Origin of the sequence: Georgenia sp. M64, from assembly GCF_038049925.1 — a bacterium.
Lineage (GTDB): Bacteria > Actinomycetota > Actinomycetes > Actinomycetales > Actinomycetaceae > Georgenia.
The window spans coordinates 1,095,109-1,116,329 of record NZ_CP145809.1; the positions used below are offsets into that span (position 1 = coordinate 1,095,109).

General features: G+C 75.1%; 17 protein-coding genes. 11 read left to right on the forward strand and 6 right to left on the reverse strand.

From position 1 onward, the window contains the following. Positions 1 to 6 precede the first annotated feature (6 nt). The 5 genes from AAEM63_RS04980 to proC all read right to left on the reverse strand — a co-directional run bounded on the left by AAEM63_RS04980 (position 7) and on the right by proC (position 5,462). Complete coding sequence (locus AAEM63_RS04980; RefSeq protein WP_341360531.1) at positions 7 to 846, reverse strand: ABC transporter ATP-binding protein; 840 nt, start codon at positions 844 to 846, stop codon at positions 7 to 9. Continuing rightward, positions 843 to 1,859, reverse strand: a complete 1,017-nt coding sequence (locus AAEM63_RS04985) for a putative F420-0 ABC transporter permease subunit (protein WP_341360532.1) — start codon at positions 1,857 to 1,859, stop codon at positions 843 to 845. Before AAEM63_RS04985 ends, AAEM63_RS04980 begins: the two co-directional genes overlap by 4 nt. A 41-nt stretch (positions 1,860 to 1,900) precedes the next feature. Next, positions 1,901 to 2,761: a putative F420-0 ABC transporter substrate-binding protein gene (locus tag AAEM63_RS04990; protein ID WP_341360533.1), complete on the reverse strand. Its 861-nt coding sequence runs from the start codon at positions 2,759 to 2,761 to the stop codon at positions 1,901 to 1,903. 317 nt (positions 2,762 to 3,078) lie between these two features. Further along, a complete protein-coding gene (locus AAEM63_RS04995; RefSeq protein ID WP_341360534.1) occupies positions 3,079 to 4,332 on the reverse strand; it encodes an endonuclease/exonuclease/phosphatase family protein in 1,254 nt (417 codons plus the stop codon). 305 nt (positions 4,333 to 4,637) lie between these two features. Continuing rightward, a complete protein-coding gene (gene proC / locus AAEM63_RS05000) occupies positions 4,638 to 5,462 on the reverse strand; it encodes a pyrroline-5-carboxylate reductase (protein WP_341360535.1) in 825 nt (274 codons plus the stop codon). 76 nt (positions 5,463 to 5,538) lie between these two features. On the opposite strand from proC, the gene AAEM63_RS05005 reads away from it, so the two are divergent. The 7 genes from AAEM63_RS05005 to AAEM63_RS05035 all read left to right on the forward strand — a co-directional run bounded on the left by AAEM63_RS05005 (position 5,539) and on the right by AAEM63_RS05035 (position 14,622). Further along, positions 5,539 to 6,318, forward strand: a complete 780-nt coding sequence (locus AAEM63_RS05005) for an SDR family NAD(P)-dependent oxidoreductase (protein WP_341360536.1) — start codon at positions 5,539 to 5,541, stop codon at positions 6,316 to 6,318. A gap of 326 nt (positions 6,319 to 6,644) precedes the next feature. Then, entirely contained in the window at positions 6,645 to 9,905 is a 3,261-nt protein-coding gene (gene ileS / locus AAEM63_RS05010; RefSeq protein WP_341360537.1) for an isoleucine--tRNA ligase, read from the forward strand. After that, positions 9,905 to 11,506 (forward strand): folylpolyglutamate synthase/dihydrofolate synthase family protein, encoded by a 1,602-nt coding sequence (locus AAEM63_RS05015; RefSeq protein ID WP_341360538.1) that lies wholly within the window; start codon positions 9,905 to 9,907, stop codon positions 11,504 to 11,506. The genes ileS and AAEM63_RS05015 overlap by 1 nt, the downstream gene beginning before the upstream one ends. A 152-nt stretch (positions 11,507 to 11,658) precedes the next feature. After that, on the forward strand, positions 11,659 to 12,660 hold the full coding sequence (gene dhaK / locus AAEM63_RS05020; protein ID WP_341360539.1) for a dihydroxyacetone kinase subunit DhaK: 1,002 nt from the start codon (positions 11,659 to 11,661) through the stop codon (positions 12,658 to 12,660). A gap of 25 nt (positions 12,661 to 12,685) precedes the next feature. Beyond that, complete coding sequence (gene dhaL / locus AAEM63_RS05025; RefSeq protein WP_341360540.1) at positions 12,686 to 13,336, forward strand: dihydroxyacetone kinase subunit DhaL; 651 nt, start codon at positions 12,686 to 12,688, stop codon at positions 13,334 to 13,336. Further along, a complete protein-coding gene (dhaM, locus tag AAEM63_RS05030; RefSeq protein ID WP_341360541.1) occupies positions 13,333 to 14,043 on the forward strand; it encodes a dihydroxyacetone kinase phosphoryl donor subunit DhaM in 711 nt (236 codons plus the stop codon). The genes dhaL and dhaM overlap by 4 nt, the downstream gene beginning before the upstream one ends. 90 nt (positions 14,044 to 14,133) lie before the next feature. Then, a complete protein-coding gene (locus AAEM63_RS05035; RefSeq protein ID WP_341360542.1) occupies positions 14,134 to 14,622 on the forward strand; it encodes a DUF4233 domain-containing protein in 489 nt (162 codons plus the stop codon). A 42-nt stretch (positions 14,623 to 14,664) separates the two neighbouring features. On the opposite strand, the gene AAEM63_RS05040 is transcribed toward AAEM63_RS05035, so the two are convergent. Next, a complete protein-coding gene (locus AAEM63_RS05040; protein WP_341360543.1) occupies positions 14,665 to 15,282 on the reverse strand; it encodes a GyrI-like domain-containing protein in 618 nt (205 codons plus the stop codon). 106 nt (positions 15,283 to 15,388) lie between these two features. Between AAEM63_RS05040 and ndk the strand changes: the two genes are divergently transcribed. The 4 genes from ndk to ftsY all read left to right on the forward strand — a co-directional run bounded on the left by ndk (position 15,389) and on the right by ftsY (position 21,085). Next, positions 15,389 to 15,838, forward strand: coding sequence for a nucleoside-diphosphate kinase (ndk, locus tag AAEM63_RS05045; RefSeq protein ID WP_341360544.1), 450 nt, complete (start codon positions 15,389 to 15,391; stop codon positions 15,836 to 15,838). Positions 15,839 to 15,906: 68 nt separating this feature from the next. Then, a complete protein-coding gene (gene smc / locus AAEM63_RS05050) occupies positions 15,907 to 19,473 on the forward strand; it encodes a chromosome segregation protein SMC (protein WP_341360545.1) in 3,567 nt (1,188 codons plus the stop codon). A gap of 93 nt (positions 19,474 to 19,566) precedes the next feature. After that, the gene (locus AAEM63_RS05055; protein ID WP_123917619.1) at positions 19,567 to 19,875 is read left to right on the forward strand and encodes a hypothetical protein; all 309 of its coding nucleotides are present in this window, start codon (positions 19,567 to 19,569) and stop codon (positions 19,873 to 19,875) included. A 49-nt stretch (positions 19,876 to 19,924) separates the two neighbouring features. Continuing rightward, positions 19,925 to 21,085 (forward strand): signal recognition particle-docking protein FtsY, encoded by a 1,161-nt coding sequence (ftsY, locus tag AAEM63_RS05060; RefSeq protein WP_341360546.1) that lies wholly within the window; start codon positions 19,925 to 19,927, stop codon positions 21,083 to 21,085. The last annotated feature ends 136 nt before the right edge of the window (positions 21,086 to 21,221 follow it).

Below are 21,221 nucleotides of genomic sequence, written 5' to 3' on the forward strand. Positions count from 1 at the left end.
GACGCCCTACGCCGGGTCGAGGAGGAGCAGGTCGCGCCCGTCCACCGAGACCCGGCGCGCACGCACCCCGTAGACCGCCGAGACCAGCTCCGCGGTGAGCACCGCCCCGGGCGGCCCGGCGGCGACCACCCGGCCCTCCTGCAGGACGACCACCTGGTCGCAGTACCGCAGCGCGTGGTCGAGGTCGTGCAGGGCGGTGAGCACGGTCATCCCGGTCGCGGCGAGGCCGCGGGCCAGGCCGAGGACGGCGAGCTGGGCGGCCACGTCGAGGTGGTTCGTCGGCTCGTCCAGCAGCAGCAGCCCGGGCTGCTGGGCCAGTGCCCGCGCCAGGTGGACCCGCTGGCGCTCGCCGCCGGAGAGCGTGGCGACGTCGCGGTGGGTGAGGTCCGCCGCACCCACCCGCTCGAGCGCGTCGGACGCGAGGGCGACGTCGGCGACGGAGTCGCCGCCCCACCGGGAGCTGTGCGGGGTGCGACCGAGGAGGACGACGTCGAGGACGTCGAGCGAGACGTCGGCGGCGCTGTCCTGCTCGACCAGGGCGACCTGCCGGGCCCGGCGCCGACGGGCCATCGCCAGGAGGTCCTCGCCCGCGAGCCGCACCGCACCCCGGCCTGGCGGCAGGGCGCCGACGACGGTGCGCAGCAGCGTGGACTTGCCCGACCCGTTCGGCCCGACCACCGCGGTGACGGCGGCCGGCGGCGCCGTGGCACGGACGCCGTCGAGGACGACGTGCCCGCCGAGGACCACACCGAGGTCCAGGACCTCCAGGGCCGGGCCGTGCGCGGGGGTCTCGTGGGCGTGCCCGGCCGGCGCGACGGCGACCTCCGACGTGGTGGCGGGTCTCATGTCGCGCTCCGGCGCAGGAGGAGCGCGAACACGGGTGCCCCGACCGCGGCGGTGAGGATGCCGACGGGCAGCTCCCGCGGCTCGAACAGGCTGCGGGCCGCGGTGTCGGCGAGGAGGAGGAAGACCGCCCCGGCGAGCGCGGACACCGGCAGGAGCCGGTGGTGGCGGGGGCCGGTGAGGAACCGCACCGCGTGCGGCAGGACCAGCCCGACGAACCCGATCGAGCCGGCCACGCTCACCAGCGCGCCGGTGAGCAGGGCGGTGGCGGTGAGCAGGAGCCACCGGGCGCGGCGGACGTCGACACCGAGCGAGGCGGCCGAGACGTCCCCGAACGTGAAGGCGTCCAGGGTGCGGCCGTGGCCGAGGAGCACGGCGCCGACCACGACGGTCGCGCCCGCCGTGAGCGCGGCGTCGCCCCAGGTGGCCGCGGCGAGGGAGCCCAGGAGCCAGGAGAGGATCTCGCGGTAGGAGTCCCCGGTGGCGGACCAGAAGATGACGAGGCTGACGACGGCGGAGCCCACCTGGGCCACCGCCACCCCGGCGAGCACGGTGCGCACCGGGGACAGCGACCCGGTCCGGCCGGTGGCGAGGGCGAGGGTGATCACGAGCGCCGCTAACGCGCCGGCGAACGCCGCCACCGGCAGCGCCACCGCGACCCCGAGGACGAGGACGAGGACCGCGCCGACGGCAGCCCCCGAGGAGACCCCCAGCAGGTAGGGGTCCGCCAGGGGGTTGCGCATGAGGGCCTGCATGACGGCCCCGGCCAGCGCCAGGCCCGCGCCCACCGCCGCGGCGGTGACCACGCGCGGGGCGCGGCCCTGCCAGACGATGGCGTCCTGGATCGTGGTGAGCGGGTCCGCCCCGCACGTGGCGCCCACCGCCGAGCACGTGTGGTGCAGCGCCGAGGCCCACACCTGGCCGGCCCCGATGTCCGCCTGCCCCAGGGTGACCGCCCAGGTGGCGGCCACCAGGAGGGCGCCGGTGAGGGCGACGAGGGCGAGCGGGAGCCGCACCCGGCCGGCGTGGGCCCGGCGCCGCGGTGGCGCGGTCGTGGTCAGTCGGTCCTCCCGAGCTCGGCGAGCTGGTCCGCGAGGTCGGCCGCGGCGGGGACGCTGCGCACCCCCGCCTCGCTGGCCGGGAACGGGACGGTGACGTAGCGGCCCTCGCGCACGGCCGTGAGGGTCGCGGTGACCGGGTTGGCCTCGAGCGTGTCGATCTTGTGCTCGGCGGTGTTCCAGGCGGCGTCGACCAGGACGATGACGTCCGGGTCCTCCTCGGCGACGGCCTCCCAGGCCAGCGACGTCCACGTGTCCGCGACGTCGTCCGCGATGTTCGCCAGCCCGGCGGCCTCCATGATCATCTGCGGCGCCCCGATCCCCGCGCCCACGTAGGGCGTCTCGGTCCCCGAGGAGTACCACAGGGCCGTGCGCCCGTCGCCGGCCGGCTCGACCGCGGCCAGCTCGGCGCGCTGGGCCGCGACCAGCTCTGCGGCGGCGTCGGTGCGGCCGAGGACCGCGCCCATCTGGGTGATCTCGTCCATGACGAGGTCGAAGGTGAGCTTCTCGGGCTGCTGGTCGGGGGCCTTGCAGGCCGACGGTGAGACGTAGGTGGAGATCCCGAGGTCCTCGTACATCGCCCGCTCGCCCGCGCCGTCGGCGGAGAGGTTGGACTCCCAGCCGGCGTAGACGAGGTCGGGCTCGAGCTCGAGGACGCTCTCGCTCGCCGGGTTCTGCTCGGCCAGGACGGGTGGCTCGACCTCGGCGAGCCCTCCGGGCAGCGGCCCGTCGGCGAACGCGGTGCCGACGAGGCGGTCCCCGGCGCCGAGCGCGAGGACCATCTCCGTCGCCGAGGACTTGATCGTCACGATCCGCTCCGGCGGGGCCTCCAGGGTGGTCTCGACCCCGCAGGTGCTCACCGTGAGCGGGAAGTCCGACTCCGCTCCGTCGGCGGACGCGGAGGCGGTGTCGGAGGTGGCTGGGTCGGCGCCGGCGCCCGCCCCGCACGCGGTGAGCGCAGCGGCGGTGAGCAGCGCGGCGGTGGGGACGGCGGTCGTGGACAGCAGACGGTGGGCGCGGCGGATGGTCGGCTCCTTCGAGCTCGGCGGGGGCCGCCTGGCACGCAGTCACCTCGCTGCACGCCGGCCGGTGGGGGAACAGGCCGGGGGCCCACGTCCAGGCCCGCGCCCCGCGGCACGTCAGCCGCGGGCACCCGTGGATGATCCTACGCGCCGAGCTACCGGCGCCCCACCAGGCGCAGGTCCACCCAGACCAGCCGGTGGTCGGAGGTGGGGAACGGGAACTGACCGGTGAGCTCCGAGCCCGGCTCGTCGGCTGCGGGCCAGAAGACCCCGGAGCCCGCCACGGGGAGGTGCTTGGAGGGGAGCGCGTAGTCGACCCTCAGGTTCCCCGGCGCGGGGTCGTCGTTGAAGTCGGCGGTGTCCAGGGCGTCGTCGCCGCGGTGGAGGATGTTCGCCCCGCCCTGGGTCAGTGCCGCCTCCACGGCGCCGGTGGAGGTGGGTTCGGGGTCCCGGACACGAGGGTTCTCGAGGAGCTGGTCGATGGCACCGGGGACGGAGTCGCCGTCGAGGGGGTCGGCGTTGTAGTCGCCGACGATGACGAAACGCTCGTTCGCCGGCAGACCGCCGCGCCCGCCGTCGTCGTCGTAGATGTACCCCGCGTCACGCCCGCCGGCGACGTAGTCGGCCCAGAGTCGGATCTCGTCGTGGTTGCGCCGGCCGTTGCGGTCCTCCACGCCGTCGAAGGTGGGCGGTGTGGGGTGGGCGGCCAGGACGTGGACGGTCCGGCCCCACACCTGCACCGGCACGTCCCAGTGGGACTTGCTGGACAGCGGCAGCGCGGCCAGCTCGGCGTCGTCGTACCAGTCGCCCGCACCGGCGACGGCGGGGTCGTCCGGCAGGAGCGCGCCGGGCATGTCCGCCCAGCGGAAGTTCTGGAACGTCCGGACGTCGTCGGTGACGATCGGGTACCGGGACAGCACGACCATGCCGAACTGGCCGGGGAAGAAGCCGAAGCCCAGCGCGTCCCCGGGGCCACCGACCGTGCCGTCGTTGTCCAGGTCGAGCCCGGAGGGCACCCCGGTGTTCACCGGCGCGGTGTACGCGTAGGGGTAGTGCAGCGGCTCCTCGTGGTGCTGGGAGACCTCGAGGTAGTTCTCGCGGAAGAGGTCGACGGCGAGACCGTCGTCGTCGTGGTCGAACTCGTTGAGCAGCACGATGTCGGGGCGGGTGATCTGCAGGACCTGGGCGATGGCCGCGGCCTGCGCGTCGTCGCCCTTGGTGAGGTCCTCGACGAGCTCGCCGGCAGCGGCTCGGTTGAGCGAGGCGTTGTAGGTCGCCACCCGCACGCTGGAGGGGACCTCGGGGCGGACCTTCGTGGGCGCGTCGGGGTCGGCCGCGGCCGCCGGCGCCAGGGCGGCGGCGGTGACCAGCACTGCGGCCGCCAGGGCCGCACGGGGTGTCCTCCGCATACCCTCCACGGTAACAACGCCGCAGGTGAGGCGTAACCCCCTGGGGACGGGCAGTCTCGAACAAGCTGGGACCCGGCCGCCTCGCCGGCAGGCCGGAGGGGCACGTCCAGCCGGACGTGCCCCGCCGATCATTCACACCGCGCGCAGCGCGTCGGGGCCTCGTCCTGCGGCTTGGGTCGGCATGTCGAGCTCAGGGCCTCGGGGTCAGCCTCGTGCGTCCACAGGAAGAGCGGTCGGTCAGGCGGGCGCCATGCACAGGTCCAGGTCGCGGCTCGCCGTGAGTCGGGACCGGAGGCGCCGGCGAGTCAGCTCCCGCTCAGCTCGCGGTCCCGGTCGACGGTCGCCTGGACCCCGCGGACCACGGCGGGGGAGAACCCGGCCTCCTCCATGGCGACCAGACCGGCCACGGTCGTCCCGCCGGGGGAGCACACGGTGTCGACGAGGTCGGCCGGGGTGACGCCGTCGCCGGCCCGTTCGAGCACGAGGCGGGCGCTGCCCAGGACCGCGTGGGCGGCGATCCGCACCGCCTGGGCCTTGGGCAGCCCGTTGCGCACCCCGCCGCGCGCCAGGGCCTCGATGAAGGTGAAGACGAACGCGGGGGAGGACCCCGCCACCGCGGTGTAGGCGGGGAAGTCCCGCTCGGGCAGGACGAGGGCGGAGCCGACGGACTCGAAGAGCCCGACGACGGCGTCGACCTGCTCGTCGGTGGTCTCGTCGTTGCCGCACACCGCCGCCATCCCGGCCCCGATCTGGGCGTTGACGTTGGGCATGACCCGCACCACCGCCTGGCCGGGTGCGAGCAGGTCGGCCAGGTCCGCGAGGGACGTGCCGGCGGCGAGGGAGACCACCAGGGAGCCGTACTCCTCGAGGAGGTCCCGCAGCGGGGCGAGGACGCCGGGGATCATGTGCGGCTTGACGGCCAGGACGACGGCGCCGCCGGGGCCGACGGCCTCGACGAGCTCCTCGTTCGAGCCGAGGACGTCCACCCCGGTCTCCCGGGCGAGGCTCTGCGCGGAGTGGCCGTGGGCGCTGGTGACCGCCAGGTCCTCCACCGCCACCGCTCCGGCGGCCACGACGCCCCGCACGATCGCCGACGCCATGTTGCCCGCACCGATGAACCCGACCCTCATGACTCTCCCGTCGTCGCTTCCCGCTCTCCTGTCACGACAGTAGGGCCATCACCCGGGACGCGGCATGATGCCACCCATGACGAATGCCGCGCCCGCCCCCGCCGACCGTCGTGCACCGCGGGCCCTGGTCACCGGCGCCTCCTCCGGGATCGGCGCGGCCACGGTCCGCCGGCTCGCCCGGGAGGGCTGGGAGGTCGTGGCGACGGCGCGGCGCACCGCCCGCCTGGAGGCCCTCGCCGAGGAGACCGGCTGCGAGATCTGGACGGCGGACCTCACCGACGCCGCCGACGTCGCCGCCCTGGCCGACCACGTGCGCGCCACCGGGCCCCTGCACGCGCTCGTCAACAACGCCGGCGGCGCCCACGGCAGCGACCCGGTCGCCGAGGGCAGCGTCGAGGACTGGCGCCGCATGTACGACCTCAACGTCCTGGCCACCCTGCGGATCACCCAGGAGCTCCTCGACCACGTCGGGGCCGACGGCGGCGGCGACCTCCTCTTCGTCACCTCCACCGCCGCGCACGACACCTACCCCGGCGGCGGGGGGTACGTGGCCGCCAAGCACGCCGAGCGGGCCATCGCGACCACGCTGCGCCTGGAGCTCGTCCGGCGGCCGCTGCGCGTCATCGAGATCGCCCCGGGCATGGTGCGCACCGAGGAGTTCTCCCTCAAGCGCCTCGGCGGCGACGCCGACGCCGCCGCCCAGGTCTACGCCGGGGTGGCCGAGCCGCTCGTGGCCGACGACGTCGCCGACGCGATCGTGTGGTGCCTGACCCGCCCGGCGCACGTCAACGTCGACACCATGGTCATCCGCCCCCGCGCCCAGGCCTCGAACACCCTGGTCGCCCGCGAGGACTGAGCGCTCGCGGACCGGCAGGTCGCCGGCGCACCTCACGGACGGACCGGCCGGTCCTCCCGGGAGGGCCGACCGGGGCGGCGGCGCTAAACTGCTGCGCACAGGCGTCGACCCGGCCATCACCGGTGAGCCTCCGGAAGAACGGGCTGCCGGCTCCCAGGAGCCGTCGGTCCTACTAGAACCGGACGGGTGGGCCCGTCACAGCCTGCTCGAGCGGTCACGACCGCGCCCCCGGGCGCGTCGCGGCAAGCGAGGTGGTACCGCGGCTGCGCGCCCCCGGACGCGCCGTCGTCCTCGCACCCTGTGCCGCCACCGACCGAGGAGCACCATTGGCCGACCAGCCGCAGCGCTACCCCCTCCACCGCCCCGGCAGCGAGGTGCAGGCCTCGCCCAGCTTCCCCGCCCTCGAGCGCGAGGTCCTGGACCACTGGGCCGCCGACGACACCTTCCGGGCCTCGGTCGAGGCACGCGAGGCCGGCGACCACGGCGCCAACGAGTTCGTCTTCTACGACGGCCCGCCCTTCGCCAACGGCCTGCCCCACTACGGCCACCTGCTCACCGGGTACGTCAAGGACGTCGTCGGGCGCTTCCAGACCCAGCTCGGCCGCCGGGTCGAGCGCCGGTTCGGCTGGGACACCCACGGGCTGCCCGCCGAGCTCGAGGCCGAGCGGATCCTGGGGATCAAGGACAAGTCCGAGATCGAGGAGATGGGCATCGAGGCCTTCAACAAGGCCTGCCAGGACTCCGTGCTGCGCTACACCGGCGAGTGGCGCGAGTACGTCACCCGCCAGGCCCGCTGGGTCGACTTCGACAACGACTACAAGACGCTCGACACCACGTACATGGAGTCCGTCGTCTGGGCGTTCAAGCAGCTCTACGACAAGGGCCTGGCCTACGAGGGCTACCGCGTGCTGCCGTACTGCTGGAACGACCAGACCCCGCTGTCCAACCACGAGCTGCGCATGGACGACGACGTCTACGCCAACCGCCAGGACCCGGCCGTCACGGTCGGCCTGCGCCTGGACACCGGCGAGCTCGCCCTCATCTGGACCACCACCCCCTGGACCCTGCCGTCCAACCTCGCCGTCGCCGTCGGCCCGGCCATCGAGTACGTCACCGTCGTCCCGGCCGAGGGGCCCCTGGCCGGTGAGCGGGTCCTCCTGGCCCGCTCGCGCCTGGCCGCCTACGCCCGCGAGCTGGGGGAGGACCCCGAGGTCGTCGCGACCGCGGTCGGGGCCGACCTCGTCGGGCGCCGCTACCACCCGATCTTCGACTACTACGTCGGCCGGCCCGACGACGAGGCGCCCGGACCGAACGCCTGGACCGTCCTGGCCGCCGAGTACGTCACCACCGAGGACGGCACCGGCCTGGTCCACCAGGCCCCGGCCTTCGGTGAGGACGACATGGCCGTGTGCGCCGCCGCCGGGATCGGCACGGTCGTCCCCGTCGACGACGGCGGCCGGTTCACCGCCGAGGTCCCCGACTACGCCGGCAGCCAGGTCTTCGAGGCCAACCGGGCGATCATCGCCGACCTCAAGCACGGCACCGGCCCCCTGGCCCGGTCCGCACCGGCCGAGCGCGCCGTGCTCGTGCGCCAGGAGACGTACGACCACTCCTACCCGCACTGCTGGCGCTGCCGGAAGCCGCTCATCTACAAGGCGGTCTCGAGCTGGTTCGTCCGGGTGACCGAGTTCCGCGACCGGATGGTCGAGCTCAACCAGGAGATCACCTGGGTCCCGGACCACATCAAGGACGGCCAGTTCGGGCACTGGCTCGCCGGCGCCCGGGACTGGTCGATCTCCCGCAACCGGTACTGGGGCACCCCCATCCCGGTGTGGGTCTCCGACGACCCCGAGCACCCGCGCACCGACGTCTACGGCTCCCTCGCCGAGCTCGAGGCCGACTTCGGGCGCCTGCCCCTGGACCGGGAGGGCCGGCCGAACCTTCACCGGCCCTTCATCGACGAGCTGACCCGGCCCAACCCGGACGACCCGACGGGGCGGTCGACCATGCGGCGCATCCCCGACGTCCTGGACGTGTGGTTCGACTCGGGCTCGATGCCCTACGCGCAGGTGCACTACCCCTTCGAGAACCGCGACTGGTTCGAGAACCACTACCCCGGTGACTTCATCGTGGAGTACATCGGCCAGACCCGCGGGTGGTTCTACACCCTCCACGTCCTGGCCACGGCGCTGTTCGACCGGCCGGCGTTCCTCAGCTGCGTCTCCCACGGCGTCGTCCTGGGCTCGGACGGGCGCAAGATGAGCAAGTCCCTGCGCAACTACCCCGACGTCACCGAGGTCCTCGACCGCGACGGGTCCGACGCCATGCGCTGGTTCCTCATGAGCTCGCCGATCCTGCGCGGCGGGAACCTCGTCGTCACCGAGGAGGGCATCCGCGAGACCGTCCGCCAGGTCCTCCTCCCGCTGTGGAACACCTGGTACTTCTTCGCCCTGTACGCCGGCACGCTCGACGGCGGGAAGGGCTACCTCGCCCGGCCGGTCGCGCTCGACGACCCGGCCGCCGTCGCCCGTCTCGACGTCATGGACCGCTACCTCCTCGCGCGCACCCGCGACCTCGCCGCCGGGGTGCGTACCCAGCTCGAGGCGTACGACGTCCCCGGCGCCACGCAGGCGGTGCGCGAGCACCTCGACCTGCTGACCAACTGGTACGTGCGCACCTCCCGGCAGCGGTTCTGGGACGAGGAGACCGGCGCGTTCGACACCCTGTGGACCGCCCTGGAGGTCCTCACCCGCGTCATGGCGCCGCTCGCCCCGCTCGTCAGCGAGGAGATCTGGCGGGGCCTGACCGGCGGGCGCAGCGTGCACCTCACCGACTGGCCCGAGCTGCCCGACGCCGTCGCGGACGACGCCCTCGTCGCCGCGATGGACGCCGTGCGCGACGTCGTCTCGCTCACCCACGCCCTGCGCAAGGGGGCGAGGATCCGCGTGCGCCAGCCGCTGCGCCGGCTCACCGTCGTCGTGGACGACCCCGCGGCGCTGGAGCCGTTCGCGGCGCTGGTGGCCTCGGAGGTCAACGTCAAGGACGTCGTCCTGCTCACCCCGGAGCGGTCCCACCTCACCGTCGCCCGCGACCTCAAGGTGCTCCCGCGCGAGCTGGACCCGGCCAAGCGCCGGCACACCCAGCAGATCTTCGCCGCCGCCCGTGAGGGCCGCTGGGCCGAGGCCGACGGCGTGGTCACCCTCGACCTCGACGGCGCGCCGCTGACCCTCGTCCCCGGCGAGTACGAGCTCACCACCCGCATCGACCTCGGTGAGCAGGCCGGCGGCCGGGTGGCCGCCGACGTGCTGCCGGGCGGCGGCTTCGTCGCCCTCGAGCTCGAGGTCGACGACGAGCTCGCCGCCGAGGGCTACGCCCGCGACCTGGTCCGCCAGGTCCAGGACGAGCGCAAGGCGGCGGGGCTCTACGTCGCCGACCGCATCGCCCTGTCCCTGACCGTGCCGGCCGACCGGCTGGCGTGGGTCGAGGCCCACCGCGAGCTCATCGCGGCCGAGACCCTGGCGGTGGACCTCACCGTCACCGGCGACGACGTCACGACGGCGCAGGTCGCCGTGCGGAAGGAGGCGTGATGAGCGAGCGCACCCCCGAGGAGGCCGACCGCGAGTCCCGCGGGCTCATCGACGCGTTCATGGCCGAGGCCGACGCGCCCGACGTCCCCGATGTCCCCGACGTCCCCGGCGCGGAGGGCGCCTCCCCGGCCGCCGCCGAGGACGAGGACGCCGGCCTGCGGGCGCTGCTCTCCTCGGCCCTCATCGCCGGCCCGGACCCCGACGTCGCCCAGGAGGTCCTCGCCGAGCCCGACGGCGGCGCGGCCGACGTCGCCGACGCCCAGGCGGAGGAGGAGGTCCGGCGGATCTACCTCGACATCCTCGCCCGGGCCCCCGAGCACGACGTCCAGCCGAGCCTGGACCGGGTGCGCGACGTCCTCGAGCTCCTCGGGGACCCCCAGCGCTCCTACCCGGTCATCCACCTCACGGGCACCAACGGCAAGACGTCGACCGCGCGGATGATCGAGCGGCTCCTGCGCGAGAAGGGCCTGCGCACCGGCCGGTTCACCTCCCCGCACCTGCACACGGTGCGCGAGCGCATCGCCCTCGACGGCGAGCCCATCTCCCCGGACGCCTTCGTGGCCACGTGGGAGGACGTCGCCCCGTACGTCGCGATGGTGGACGACCGCTCGCAGGCGGCCGGCGGGCCCCGCCTGAGCTTCTTCGAGGTGTTCACCGTCATGGCCTACGCCGCCTTCGCCGACGCCCCGGTCGACGTCGCGGTCGTCGAGGTCGGCATGGGCGGGCGCTGGGACGCCACCAACGTCGCCGACGGCGAGATCGCCGTGATCACCGCCGTCGAGCGCGACCACGAGCGCTGGCTCGGGCACGACCTCGTCGACATCGCCGCGGAGAAGGTCGGCATCATCAAGGAGCGGGCCACCGTCGTCGTCGCGGAGCAGCACGAGGACGTCGAGGGCGTCATCCTCTCCGCCGCCGCGCAGCACGGTGCCACCGTGCTGCGCGAGGGCGCCGAGCTCGCCGTGCTCGACCGCCAGGTCGCGGTCGGCGGGCAGCTGGTCACCCTGCGCACGCCCGCCGGGGTCTACGAGGACGTCTTCGTCCCCCTGCACGGCCGGCACCAGGCCCGCAACGCCGTCCTCGCGCTCGCGGCGGTCGAGGCGTTCTTCGGCGGCGGCGCCCTCGACGCCGGCGTCGTGGAGCAGGGCTTCGCGGGCGTCGACTCCCCGGCACGCCTGGAGGTGGTGCGCCGCAGCCCGTCGGTCCTCGTCGACGCCGCCCACAACCCCGCCGGCGTCGAGGCCCTGCGCGAGGCGGTGGAGGAGGCCTTCGAGCTCTCCCACCTCGTGGGCGTCGTGGGCGTCATGGCGGACAAGGACGCCGAGGGCATCCTCGCCGGGCTCGAGCCGTTCCTGGCCGAGATCGTCGTCACGCGGGCCGGGACCGACCGGGCCATGGACGTCGACGACCTCGCCGAGATCGCCCGGGACGTCTTCGGGGAGGAGCGCGTCCACGTCGCGGCGCGCCTCGACGACGCCCTCGACGCCGCCGTCACCCTCGCCGAGGCCGACGCCGAGGAGGTCGTGACGACCACCGGGGTGCTCGTCGTCGGCTCCGTCATCCTGGCGGCCGAGGCACGGACGCTGTTCGGACGCGGCTGAGCGCGCCGCGCACCGGGCGCTGCACGTTCGTGCCGTGAGGGCGCCCGACCGGGAGAATCGTCCCTCTTCCCTGGTCGGGGGCCCGGGGTAGGGGCCAGGATGGGCGGCGGGGCCCGGGTCGGGCCCCGTCCGGCTACCGAAGGAGCACGTCGGTGAAGAAGCTCATCAACGACCCCCAGCGCGTCGTCCCCGAGTCCCTGCGCGGGTTCGGCCTGGCCCATCCGGAGCACGTCGTCGTCCACGAGGACCCGCTCTTCGTCTCGCGGGCCGGCGGTGCGGTCAAGGGCAAGGTGGGGCTGGTCTCCGGCGGCGGCAGCGGGCACGAGCCCCTGCACGCCGGCTACGTGGGCGCGGGGATGCTCGACGCGGCCGTCCCCGGCGCGATGTTCACCTCCCCGACGCCCGAGCCCATCCTCGAGGCGACCAAGGCCGCCGACGGCGGCGCGGGCGTCCTGCACATCGTGAAGAACTACACCGGCGACGTCCTCAACTTCGAGACCGCCGCCGAGCTCGCCGAGGCCGAGGACATCACGGTCAAGGCCGTCGTCGTCAACGACGACGTCGCCGTCGAGGACTCCCTCTACACCGCCGGCCGGCGCGGCGTCGCCGGCACGGTCCTCGTGGAGAAGATCGCCGGCGCCGCCGCCGAGCGCGGGGACGACCTCGACGCCGTCGTCGCGGTCGCCGAGAAGGTCATCAAGAACGTGCGGTCGATGGGGGTGGCCCTGACGGCCTGCACGGTGCCCCACGCGGGCAAGCCCTCCTTCGACCTCGCCGACGACGAGATCGAGATCGGCATCGGCATCCACGGCGAGCCCGGGCGGCACAAGATCGCCATGGCCGGTGCGGACGAGATCACCGAGCGCCTCCTCGAGCCGGTGCTGGAGGACCTCAAGGTCGGGTCGGGGGAGAAGGTGCTCCTCTTCGTCAACGGGATGGGCGGCACCCCGCTGTCCGAGCTGTACCTCGTCTACAACCACGCCCACGACGTCCTCGCCGGCAAGGGGCTGGAGGTCACGCGCTCGCTCGTCGGGAACTACATCACCTCCCTCGAGATGCAGGGTGCCTCGATCACTGTGCTGCGGTTGGATGAGGAGCTGACGCAGCTGTGGGACGCCCCCGTGAACACCCCGGCGCTGCGGCGCGGGGTCTGAGGGCGCGACGGAAGGAAGAGGACGTATGAGCGCTGCCACCCTGGGGACCGCCTGGGCGATGGACTGGATCGCCCGCGCGACGAAGGTCGTCTCGGAGAACCGGATCGAGCTGATCGAGCTCGACCGGGCCATCGGCGACGGTGACCACGGCGAGAACATGGACCGCGGATTCACCGCCGTGGCCGCCAAGCTCGCCGGGGCCGAGCCGGCCTCCCCCGGGGAGGTGCTCAAGACGGTGGCCACCACGCTGATGTCCACCGTCGGCGGGGCGGCGGGGCCGCTGTACGGCACCGCCTTCCTCCGGGCGGCCAAGGGTGCCGACGGCGACCTCGACGCCGCCGGGGTCGCGACGATGCTCGAGGCCGCCCTCGAGGGCATCCGGGCGCGGGGCAAGGCCGACACCGGCGAGAAGACGATGGTCGACGCCTGGACCCCGGCCGCCGTGGCGGCCCGCGAGGCCGCCGAGGCGGGTGCGGGCCCGGTGCAGGCGATGCGGGCCGCGGCCGACGCCGCCGTCGAGGGCTCGGAGGCCACCATCCCGATGGTCGCCACCAAGGGCCGGGCGAGCTACCTCGGTGAGCGCTCCGCCGGTCACCGGGACCCCGGCGCCCAGTCGTCCGCCCTCCTGCTCGTGGCCGCGGCGGAGGCCGCGGAGGCCGCCGGGGCCGGCGCGTGAGCCCCGACGGCGCGCACGGGCGGGCGGTGCGCACCGGCATCGTCGTCGTCTCGCACTCCGCCCGGCTGGCCGACGGGGTCGTGGAGGTCGCCGCCCAGATGGCGCCCGACGTCGCCCTGCGCGCCGCCGGCGGGACGGACGAGGGCGGCGTCGGTACGAGCTTCACCAAGGTCGAGGAGGCCGTCCTCGAGCTCCTCGGCGCCGGTGAGGTCGTCGTCCTCACCGACCTGGGCTCGGCGACGATGACCGCCGAGTCGGTGCTGGAGATGCTCGACGACGACGACCGCGAGCGGGTGACCCTGGCCGACGGCCCCCTCGTCGAGGGGACCGTCGCCGGGGCCGTCGCCGCCCAGGGCGGCGCGGACGCGGCCGCCGTGGCGCGCACGGCGGCCGCCGCGGCGGCCAGCTTCGCCCACGCCGGTCAGGCCCCGCCGCCCGAGCCCGCCGACGGGGGCCGCACCGTCGTGCTGACCCTGCGCAACTCCGTGGGGCTGCACGCCCGCCCCGCCGCGCTCCTGGCGCGCCTGGCGTCGCGGTACGACGCCGAGGTCAGCGTCAACGACGTCGACGCCACCTCGGTGCTGGCCCTCATGGGCCTGGGCCTGGGCCAGGGCGAGGAGCTGCGGGTACGGGCCGACGGTCCCGACGCCGACGACGCCCTGGCGGAGATCACCAAGGTCGTCGAGGACGGCTTCGGCGAGGAGTAGCGCGCGCCGGACCCGGTGCGGGCGCCCGGAGGGCGTGCGGGCGCCCGCGCAGGCGCGGGAGCGGGTGACCGCGCCGGTACCCTGGACCGGGTGAGCACCACCGACGCCGCGCCCCGCCCGCCCGGCTCCGCGCGCCTGCTGTTCGCCCGGACCATCCTGGTCAGCGAGGCGTTCGTCGTGCTCTTCGCCACGCTCGTCGCCCACGGGCTGCGCCTGGCCGACCGGCCTCTCGTGTGGGGCGCCGGCGGCGGGGTCATGCTGGCCGCCGTGCTGGCCACGGCGGCGCTGCGCCGGCCGAGGGTGGGGCTCGTGGCCGGCTCGATCGTCCAGCTGGTGCTCGTCGCCAGCGGCCTCGTCGTGCCGATGATGTTCGTCGTCGGGGTGGTCTTCGCGCTGATCTGGGCGGTCTCTCTCCAGCTCGGCGGCCGGATCGACGTCGAGCGTCAGGAGCGCTACGCCGCCGAGCTCGCGCTGCGGGACGGTGCCTCCGGTGCCGCGGCGGCGACCGGTGGCGTCGACGCCGCCGAGCCCACCGACGCGACCGGTGCCGCCGATGCCACCCCCGGTCAGGCCCGCTGACCTGAGAGGTCCCGGCAGCCTGAGGATTCGCGCCGGTCGCGGTCAGCCCGTCGGCCTGACGGGTTGACGCAGGACCGTCCGCAGCCGCTCCGGTGAGACCCTCCGGGGGTCGCTCAGGTAGATCTCGTGGTGCCGGCCGTTCCACGTCAGGCCCCTGGCGGGCATGATCTGGCCGTGCAGGCGGGCCAGGGTGGCCGCTTCGGTGTCGTAGCCTCCGACGTGCATGATCTGCAACGACCGCCCCTCCTCCAGGCGGAGCGTGCGGACGTCGGCGACCGGCAGGCCCGGCTTCCTCCGCGCGGCGTCGGGCAGGCCCCGTGCGACGTCGTCCTGGCTCACCTGCTCGGGCAGGGGGGTGAGCATGGTCCAGTCCCAGTCGTCCTTCCGGCCCGCCGCGAACGACGAGGGGTCCGGGCTCGACCAGAGACCCTCGAGGGGTCCGACCACGAGCTCGTCGCCCGTGCGGGCCCGCAGGCGGGACCTCACGGCGTACGCGCCGGCGTAGAGAGCGGCCACCGCGGCCGGGTACGCCGGTGACGTCTCCGGGTCCCCGCGGCCGTCGATCGCCAGGTAGGTCATCGCCGGGACGTCGACCTCGACAAAGTCCGCCGAGCCCGGCTGGTAGAGGTCCTTGCGGTCCTTCTTCAGGTCGATCCTCACCGCTGCTCCTCTGGCACGGTCCGGGTGGCGTGGCGGCCGTCCTGCGACCGGCGTTCCCAGTCCAGCACAGGCAGGCCGTGCCGGTGGGCCGGTAGGGTGCTCACCCGTGACCACCACCTCCGCAGCCGCCGCCACGCCCGCCGAGCGCACCCTCGTCCTCGTCAAGCCCGACGGCGTCGCCCGCGGCCTCACGGGAGAGGTGCTGCGCCGCGTCGAGGCCAAGGGGTACCGGATCGTCGCCCTGGAGATGCGCACGGCCGACGACGCCCTCCTCGCCGAGCACTACGCGGAGCACCAGGGCAAGCCGTTCTTCGCGCCGCTGGTCGAGTTCATGCGCTCCGGCCCGGTCGTGGCCGCCGTCGTCGAGGGCGGGCGGGTCATCGAGGGCTTCCGTTCCCTCGCCGGGACGACCGAGCCCACCGGCGCCGCTCCCGGCACGATCCGCGGCGACCTGGGCCGGGACTGGGGCACCACCGTCGTCCAGAACCTCGTCCACGGGTCCGACTCGCCCGAGTCCGCCGCCCGCGAGATCGGGCTGTGGTTCCCCGCGCTCTGACCCGACCCGGTCGGGTCCCTGTGGACGGCCTGCCCGGCCCCGCCCGCGCGGGGCAATAGGCTGCCCCCGTGCACCTGAAGACGCTGACGCTGCGAGGGTTCAAGTCCTTCGCGTCCGCGACGACGCTGCACCTCGAGCCCGGGATCACCTGCGTCGTCGGCCCCAACGGCTCGGGCAAGTCCAACGTCGTCGACGCCCTCTCCTGGGTGATGGGGGAGCAGGGCGCCAAGACGCTGCGCGGCGGGTCCATGGCGGACGTCATCTTCGCGGGGACCTCCTCGCGCGCCCCCCTCGGGCGTGCCGAGGTCTCGCTCACCATCGACAACACCGACGGGCTGCTGCCCATCGAGTACACCGAGGTGACGATCTCCCGGACGCTGTTCCGCTCCGGCGGCTCGGAGTACGCCATCAACGGCGCCCCGTGCCGCCTCCTGGACATCCAGGAGCTGCTCTCCGACACCGGCATGGGCCGGGAGATGCACGTCATCGTCGGTCAGGGGCGCCTGGACTCGGTCCTCCAGGCCACCCCGGAGGACCGCCGCGGCTTCATCGAGGAGGCCGCCGGGGTGCTCAAGCACCGGCGCCGCAAGGAGAAGGCGCTGCGCAAGCTCGACGCGATGCAGGCCAACCTTGCCCGGGTGGGTGACCTCTCCGCCGAGATCCGCCGCCAGCTCGGACCCCTGGCCCGGCAGGCGGACGTCGTCCGCCGCGCCCAGGTCGTCCAGACCGACCTGCGGGACGCCCGGGCCCGCCTCCTCGCCGACGACCTCGTCCAGCTCACCGCCACCCTCGAGCAGGAGAGCGCCGACCTCAGCGCCCTCGAGCGACGGCGCGCCGAGACCGAGCAGGCCCAGGACGAGGCCCGGGCCCGGCTCACGGCCCTGGAGCAGGAGGCCGCCGCCGCGGCCCCGCGCCTGGGCAGCGCCACCGACGTGTGGTACCGGCTGTCCGGCCTGCGGGAACGGTTCCGGGCCCTCTCCGACGTCGCCGCCGAACGCTGCCGCCTCCTCGGCGCCCCGGCGGCGGCCGAGCCCGCCGGGGGGCGCGACCCCGACGAGCTCGACGCCCGCGCCGGCGCGGCCCGTGAGGAGGAGGCCGCCCTCGAGGCGGAGCTCGCCCGGCTCAAGGAGGCCCTCGCGGCCGCCGTCGCGGACCGCACGGCCGCGGAGGAGTCCGAACGGGACGCCGAGCGCGCCCTCGCCGCGGTGCACCGGGGGGTCGCCGACCGGCGGGAGGGCCTGGCCCGGCTGACCGGTCAGGTGGGCACCCGGCGCTCGCGCCTGGAGTCCGCCGAGGCCGAGCTCGGACGGCTGCGCGAGTCCCTCGCCGCGGCGCAGGAACGCGCCCGCGCGGCCGGCGAGGAGTTCGCCGCCCTCGAGCGGCAGGTCGCCGGGGCCGAGGAGGGGGAGGAGGGCCTGGACGAGGCGCACGAGGCCGCGACCGTCGAGCTCGAGGAGGCCGAGGAGGCCGTGACCCGGCTCGTCGAGGACGAGCGCGCGGCCGACGCCGACCGGACCACCTGGTCCGCGCGGCGCGAGACCCTCGAGCTCTCCCTCACCCGCAAGGACGGCACCGGGGCGCTCCTCGGCTCGGACCTCCCGGGCGTGCTCGGCGCCGTGCCCGCCCACCTCACGATCGAGGCCGGGTACGAGAACGCGATCGCCGCGGCCCTGGGGGAGGCCACCGACGCCGCCGTCGTGGAGAGCGTCGACGTCGCCGTCGACGCGGTGCGCCAGGCCCGCGACGGCGGGGACGGTCAGGTCCGCGTCCTCGTCGCCCGCGCCGACGACGCCACGCCCGGTCCGGCGTCCCGTCCGGTGCCCGCCGGCCGCGCCGCCGCCGAGCTCGTCTGCGTCGCCGACCCCGCCGTCGCCGCGACGATCGCTCGCCTCCTGACCGGCGTGGTCGTCGTCGAGGACCTCACCGAGGCACGCCGCGTCGTCACCGCCGACCCGGGGCTGACCGCCGTCACCCGGGAGGGCGACCTGCTCTCCGGCGACGCCGCGCGCGGCGGGACCCCCGGGTCGAGCGTGCTGGAGCTGCACGCGGCCCACGAGGAGGCCGTCGCCGAGGTGGAGGCCGCCGCCGCCCGGGCCGAGCAGGCCCGCTTCGCCCTGGGGCCGGCCCGCGAGCGGGTGGCCGCGGCCCGCGAGCGTGCCCGCACCACCCTGGCCGACCTCCACGCCTCGGACGCCCGGCTCGCGGCCGTCGCCGAGCGGCTCGGGCGCCTCGGTGCGACCGTCCGCGGGGCCGAGGCCGAGGCGGAGCGCGCCCGGCCGGCGATCGCGCGCGCCGAGGCCGAGATCGTCGAGCACACCGCCGAGCTCGCTGCCCTCGCCGAGCGGCTCGAGATCGCCCGCCGTGAGCCCGCCCAGGCGGAGGAGGACCTCGCCGGCGCCGTCCAGGTGCGCGACGCCGCCACCGAGGTCGCCCGGGCCGCCCGCACCGCCGAGACCGACGCCCGCCTGGCGGTGCGCACCTGCGAGGAGCGCGTCAAGGCGATCGCGGGCCGGGCCGCCTCGCTGAGGGCGGCCGCGGAGGCCGAGCGGCAGGCCCGGCGCCGCGCCGCCGAGCGGGAGGCCCGGCGGGCCGCCCAGGCCCAGGTGGCCCAGGACGTGCGCGCCGGCGCCGAGGCGGCCACCCGCGCCATCGAGGCCTCCGTGGAGGCGGCGGCCGCCGAGCGCGAACGGGCCGAGGCCGAGCGGACCGAGCGCGAGGAGGCCCTCGCCGCGGTCCGCACCGAGCTCGACGGGATCGGGCGCACCCTCGCCGAGCTCACCGACGTCGCCCACCGTGACGAGGTCGCCCGCGCCGAGCAGCGCCTGCGGATCTCCCAGCTGGAGGAGCGCGCCGTCGCCGAGCTCGGCCTCGACCCGCAGGTCCTCGTCGACGAGTACGGCCCCGACCGGCCCGTCCCGGGAACCGCGCCCGGGCCGGACGGCGAGCCGCCGGAGGCGCGGCCCTACGTGCGCGCAGAGCAGGAGAAGCGGCTGCGGGCGGCCGAGCGCGACCTCGCCAGGCTGGGCAAGGTCAACCCCCTCGCCCTGGAGGAGCACGCCGCCCTGGCCGAGCGGCACAAGTTCCTCACCGACCAGCTGGCCGACCTCAAGAAGTCCCGGGCGGACCTCATGGACATCGTCCGGGAGGTCGACGAGCGGGTCGAGCGCGTGTTCACCGAGGCGTACGCGGACACCGCCCGGCAGTTCGAGGGCGTCTTCGCCCGGCTCTTCCCGGGCGGGGAGGGCAGGCTCGTCCTCACCGACCCCGAGAACATGCTGACCACCGGCATCGAGATCGAGGCCCGGCCGGCGGGCAAGAAGGTCAAGCGGCTCTCCCTGCTCTCCGGCGGGGAGCGCTCGCTCACCGCGGTCGCGCTGCTCGTGGCCATCTTCAAGGCGCGGCCGAGCCCGTTCTACGTCATGGACGAGGTCGAGGCGGCACTGGACGACGTCAACCTCGGACGGCTGCTCGAGATCTTCACCGAGCTGCGCTCGGACTCCCAGCTCATCGTCATCACCCACCAGAAGCGCACCATGGAGATCGCCGACGCGCTGTACGGGGTGACCATGCGCGGCGACGGCGTGACGACCGTCATCTCCCAGCGGCTGGAGAAGGAGCCGGAACCCGCGATGTGAGCGGCGTCGCGGTGAGCAAGGTCACCGCCGCCCCCGCCGCACCAGTGGGACCTCAGGCCGTGCGCGCGGCGCCGGTCAGGTGATACTGGAGGCATGACCGGAGCCGTCCTCGCAGTGATCATCGCCGTCCTCGGCGCGCTCGGCGTCCTGGCCGTCATCCTCTCCGAGCGCAGCCCCGACGGTGGCTGGGCGCAGTGGCTGCGCGACTCCGTCGCCGCCTGGCGGTCGGAGGAGCTCACCGCGGAGCAGGTGCGCACCCGGCGGGCCGACGTCTCCGAGGCCGGCCTCGAGGACATCTTCGACATGGGTCCGACCGCCCAGCCGGCCTACATCGGTCCCGGGGACATCGCCTCCCGGATCGAGCGCGCCCGCTCCCGCGCGCGCAGCCGCGCCGACCGCTGAGGGCGGACCGCCTCGCACCCACCCCCGGCCGTGGGCCAGACTGTCCCGCGTGACCGACATCAGCTGGATCGTCATCGTCCTCGCCGTCCTCGTCCTCGTCGCCGTCGTCGTCGGTGTCATCGCCCTGACGTCCGGCGCACGGAGCCGCCGGGGCGGTGCTCCCACCCTCCCCGCCGAGGAGGTCAGCCCCTTCGAGGCCGACCAGGCACCGGCCCAGGGGGCCAGTGCGGTCCTCGAGCGGGAGGAGCCGGCGACCCCCACCCTCGAGCGGCCCGAGTCGGTCGCCGGTCGCATGCAGCGCCTGCGCGAGCGTCTCGCCCGGTCCGGTGCCCTGGGCCAGACGCTCCTGTCGATCCTCTCCCGCGGCGACCTCACCGAGAGCGACTGGGAGGAGATCGAGGAGACCCTCCTCCTCGCCGACGTCGGCATGGGGCCGACGACGGAGCTCATGGAGACCCTGCGCACGCGCACGAAGGTGCTGGGCACCACCGACCCCGCGGCCGTGCGCGAGGTCCTGCGCAGCGAGCTGCTCGCCCTCGTCGGTCCGGAGCTGGACCGCACGCTCCACCTCGACCCCGCCGTCGGCGACGACGGCCTCGCGCACCCCGCCACCGTGCTCGTCGTGGGTGTCAACGGCACGGGCAAGACGACGACGGTCGGCAAGCTCGCCCGGCTCCTCGTCGCCGAGGACCGCACGGTCGTGCTCGGCGCCGCCGACACCTTCCGCGCCGCGGCGGCCGACCAGCTCAGCACCTGGGGCGAGCGGGTCGGCGTACCCGTCGTCCGTTCCGAGCGCGAGGGTGCCGACCCCGCGGCGGTGGCCTTCGACGCTGTCCGGACGGGCCGGGAGAGCGCCGCGGACGTCGTCGTCGTCGACACCGCCGGCCGCCTGCAGAACAAGGCCGGTCTCATGGACGAGCTCGGGAAGATCAAGCGCGTGATGTCCCGCGAGGCGCCCGTGCGTGAGGTGCTCCTCGTCCTGGACGCCACGACCGGCCAGAACGGCATGCGTCAGGCGCAAGTCTTCGCCGAGGTCGTGGATGTCACCGGCATCGTCCTGACCAAGCTCGACGGCACCGCCAAGGGCGGCATCGTCGTCGCCGTCCAGCGTGAGCTCGGCGTCCCGGTCAAGCTCGTCGGCCTCGGCGAAGGCCCGGACGACCTCGCCCCGTTCGTCCCCGAGGACTTCGTCGACGCGCTCCTGTCCTGAGGCGACGGACCCGGTCCGGCCGCCGACGCGGCTCGCCGGACGCGCCGCCCTGACCCTCGAGGTCCCTCCGCCGGACCGATTCGTCTCGCATCGTGAGCCGAACGGGCCCGCGCAACAGGATCGTCACACCGGGGGC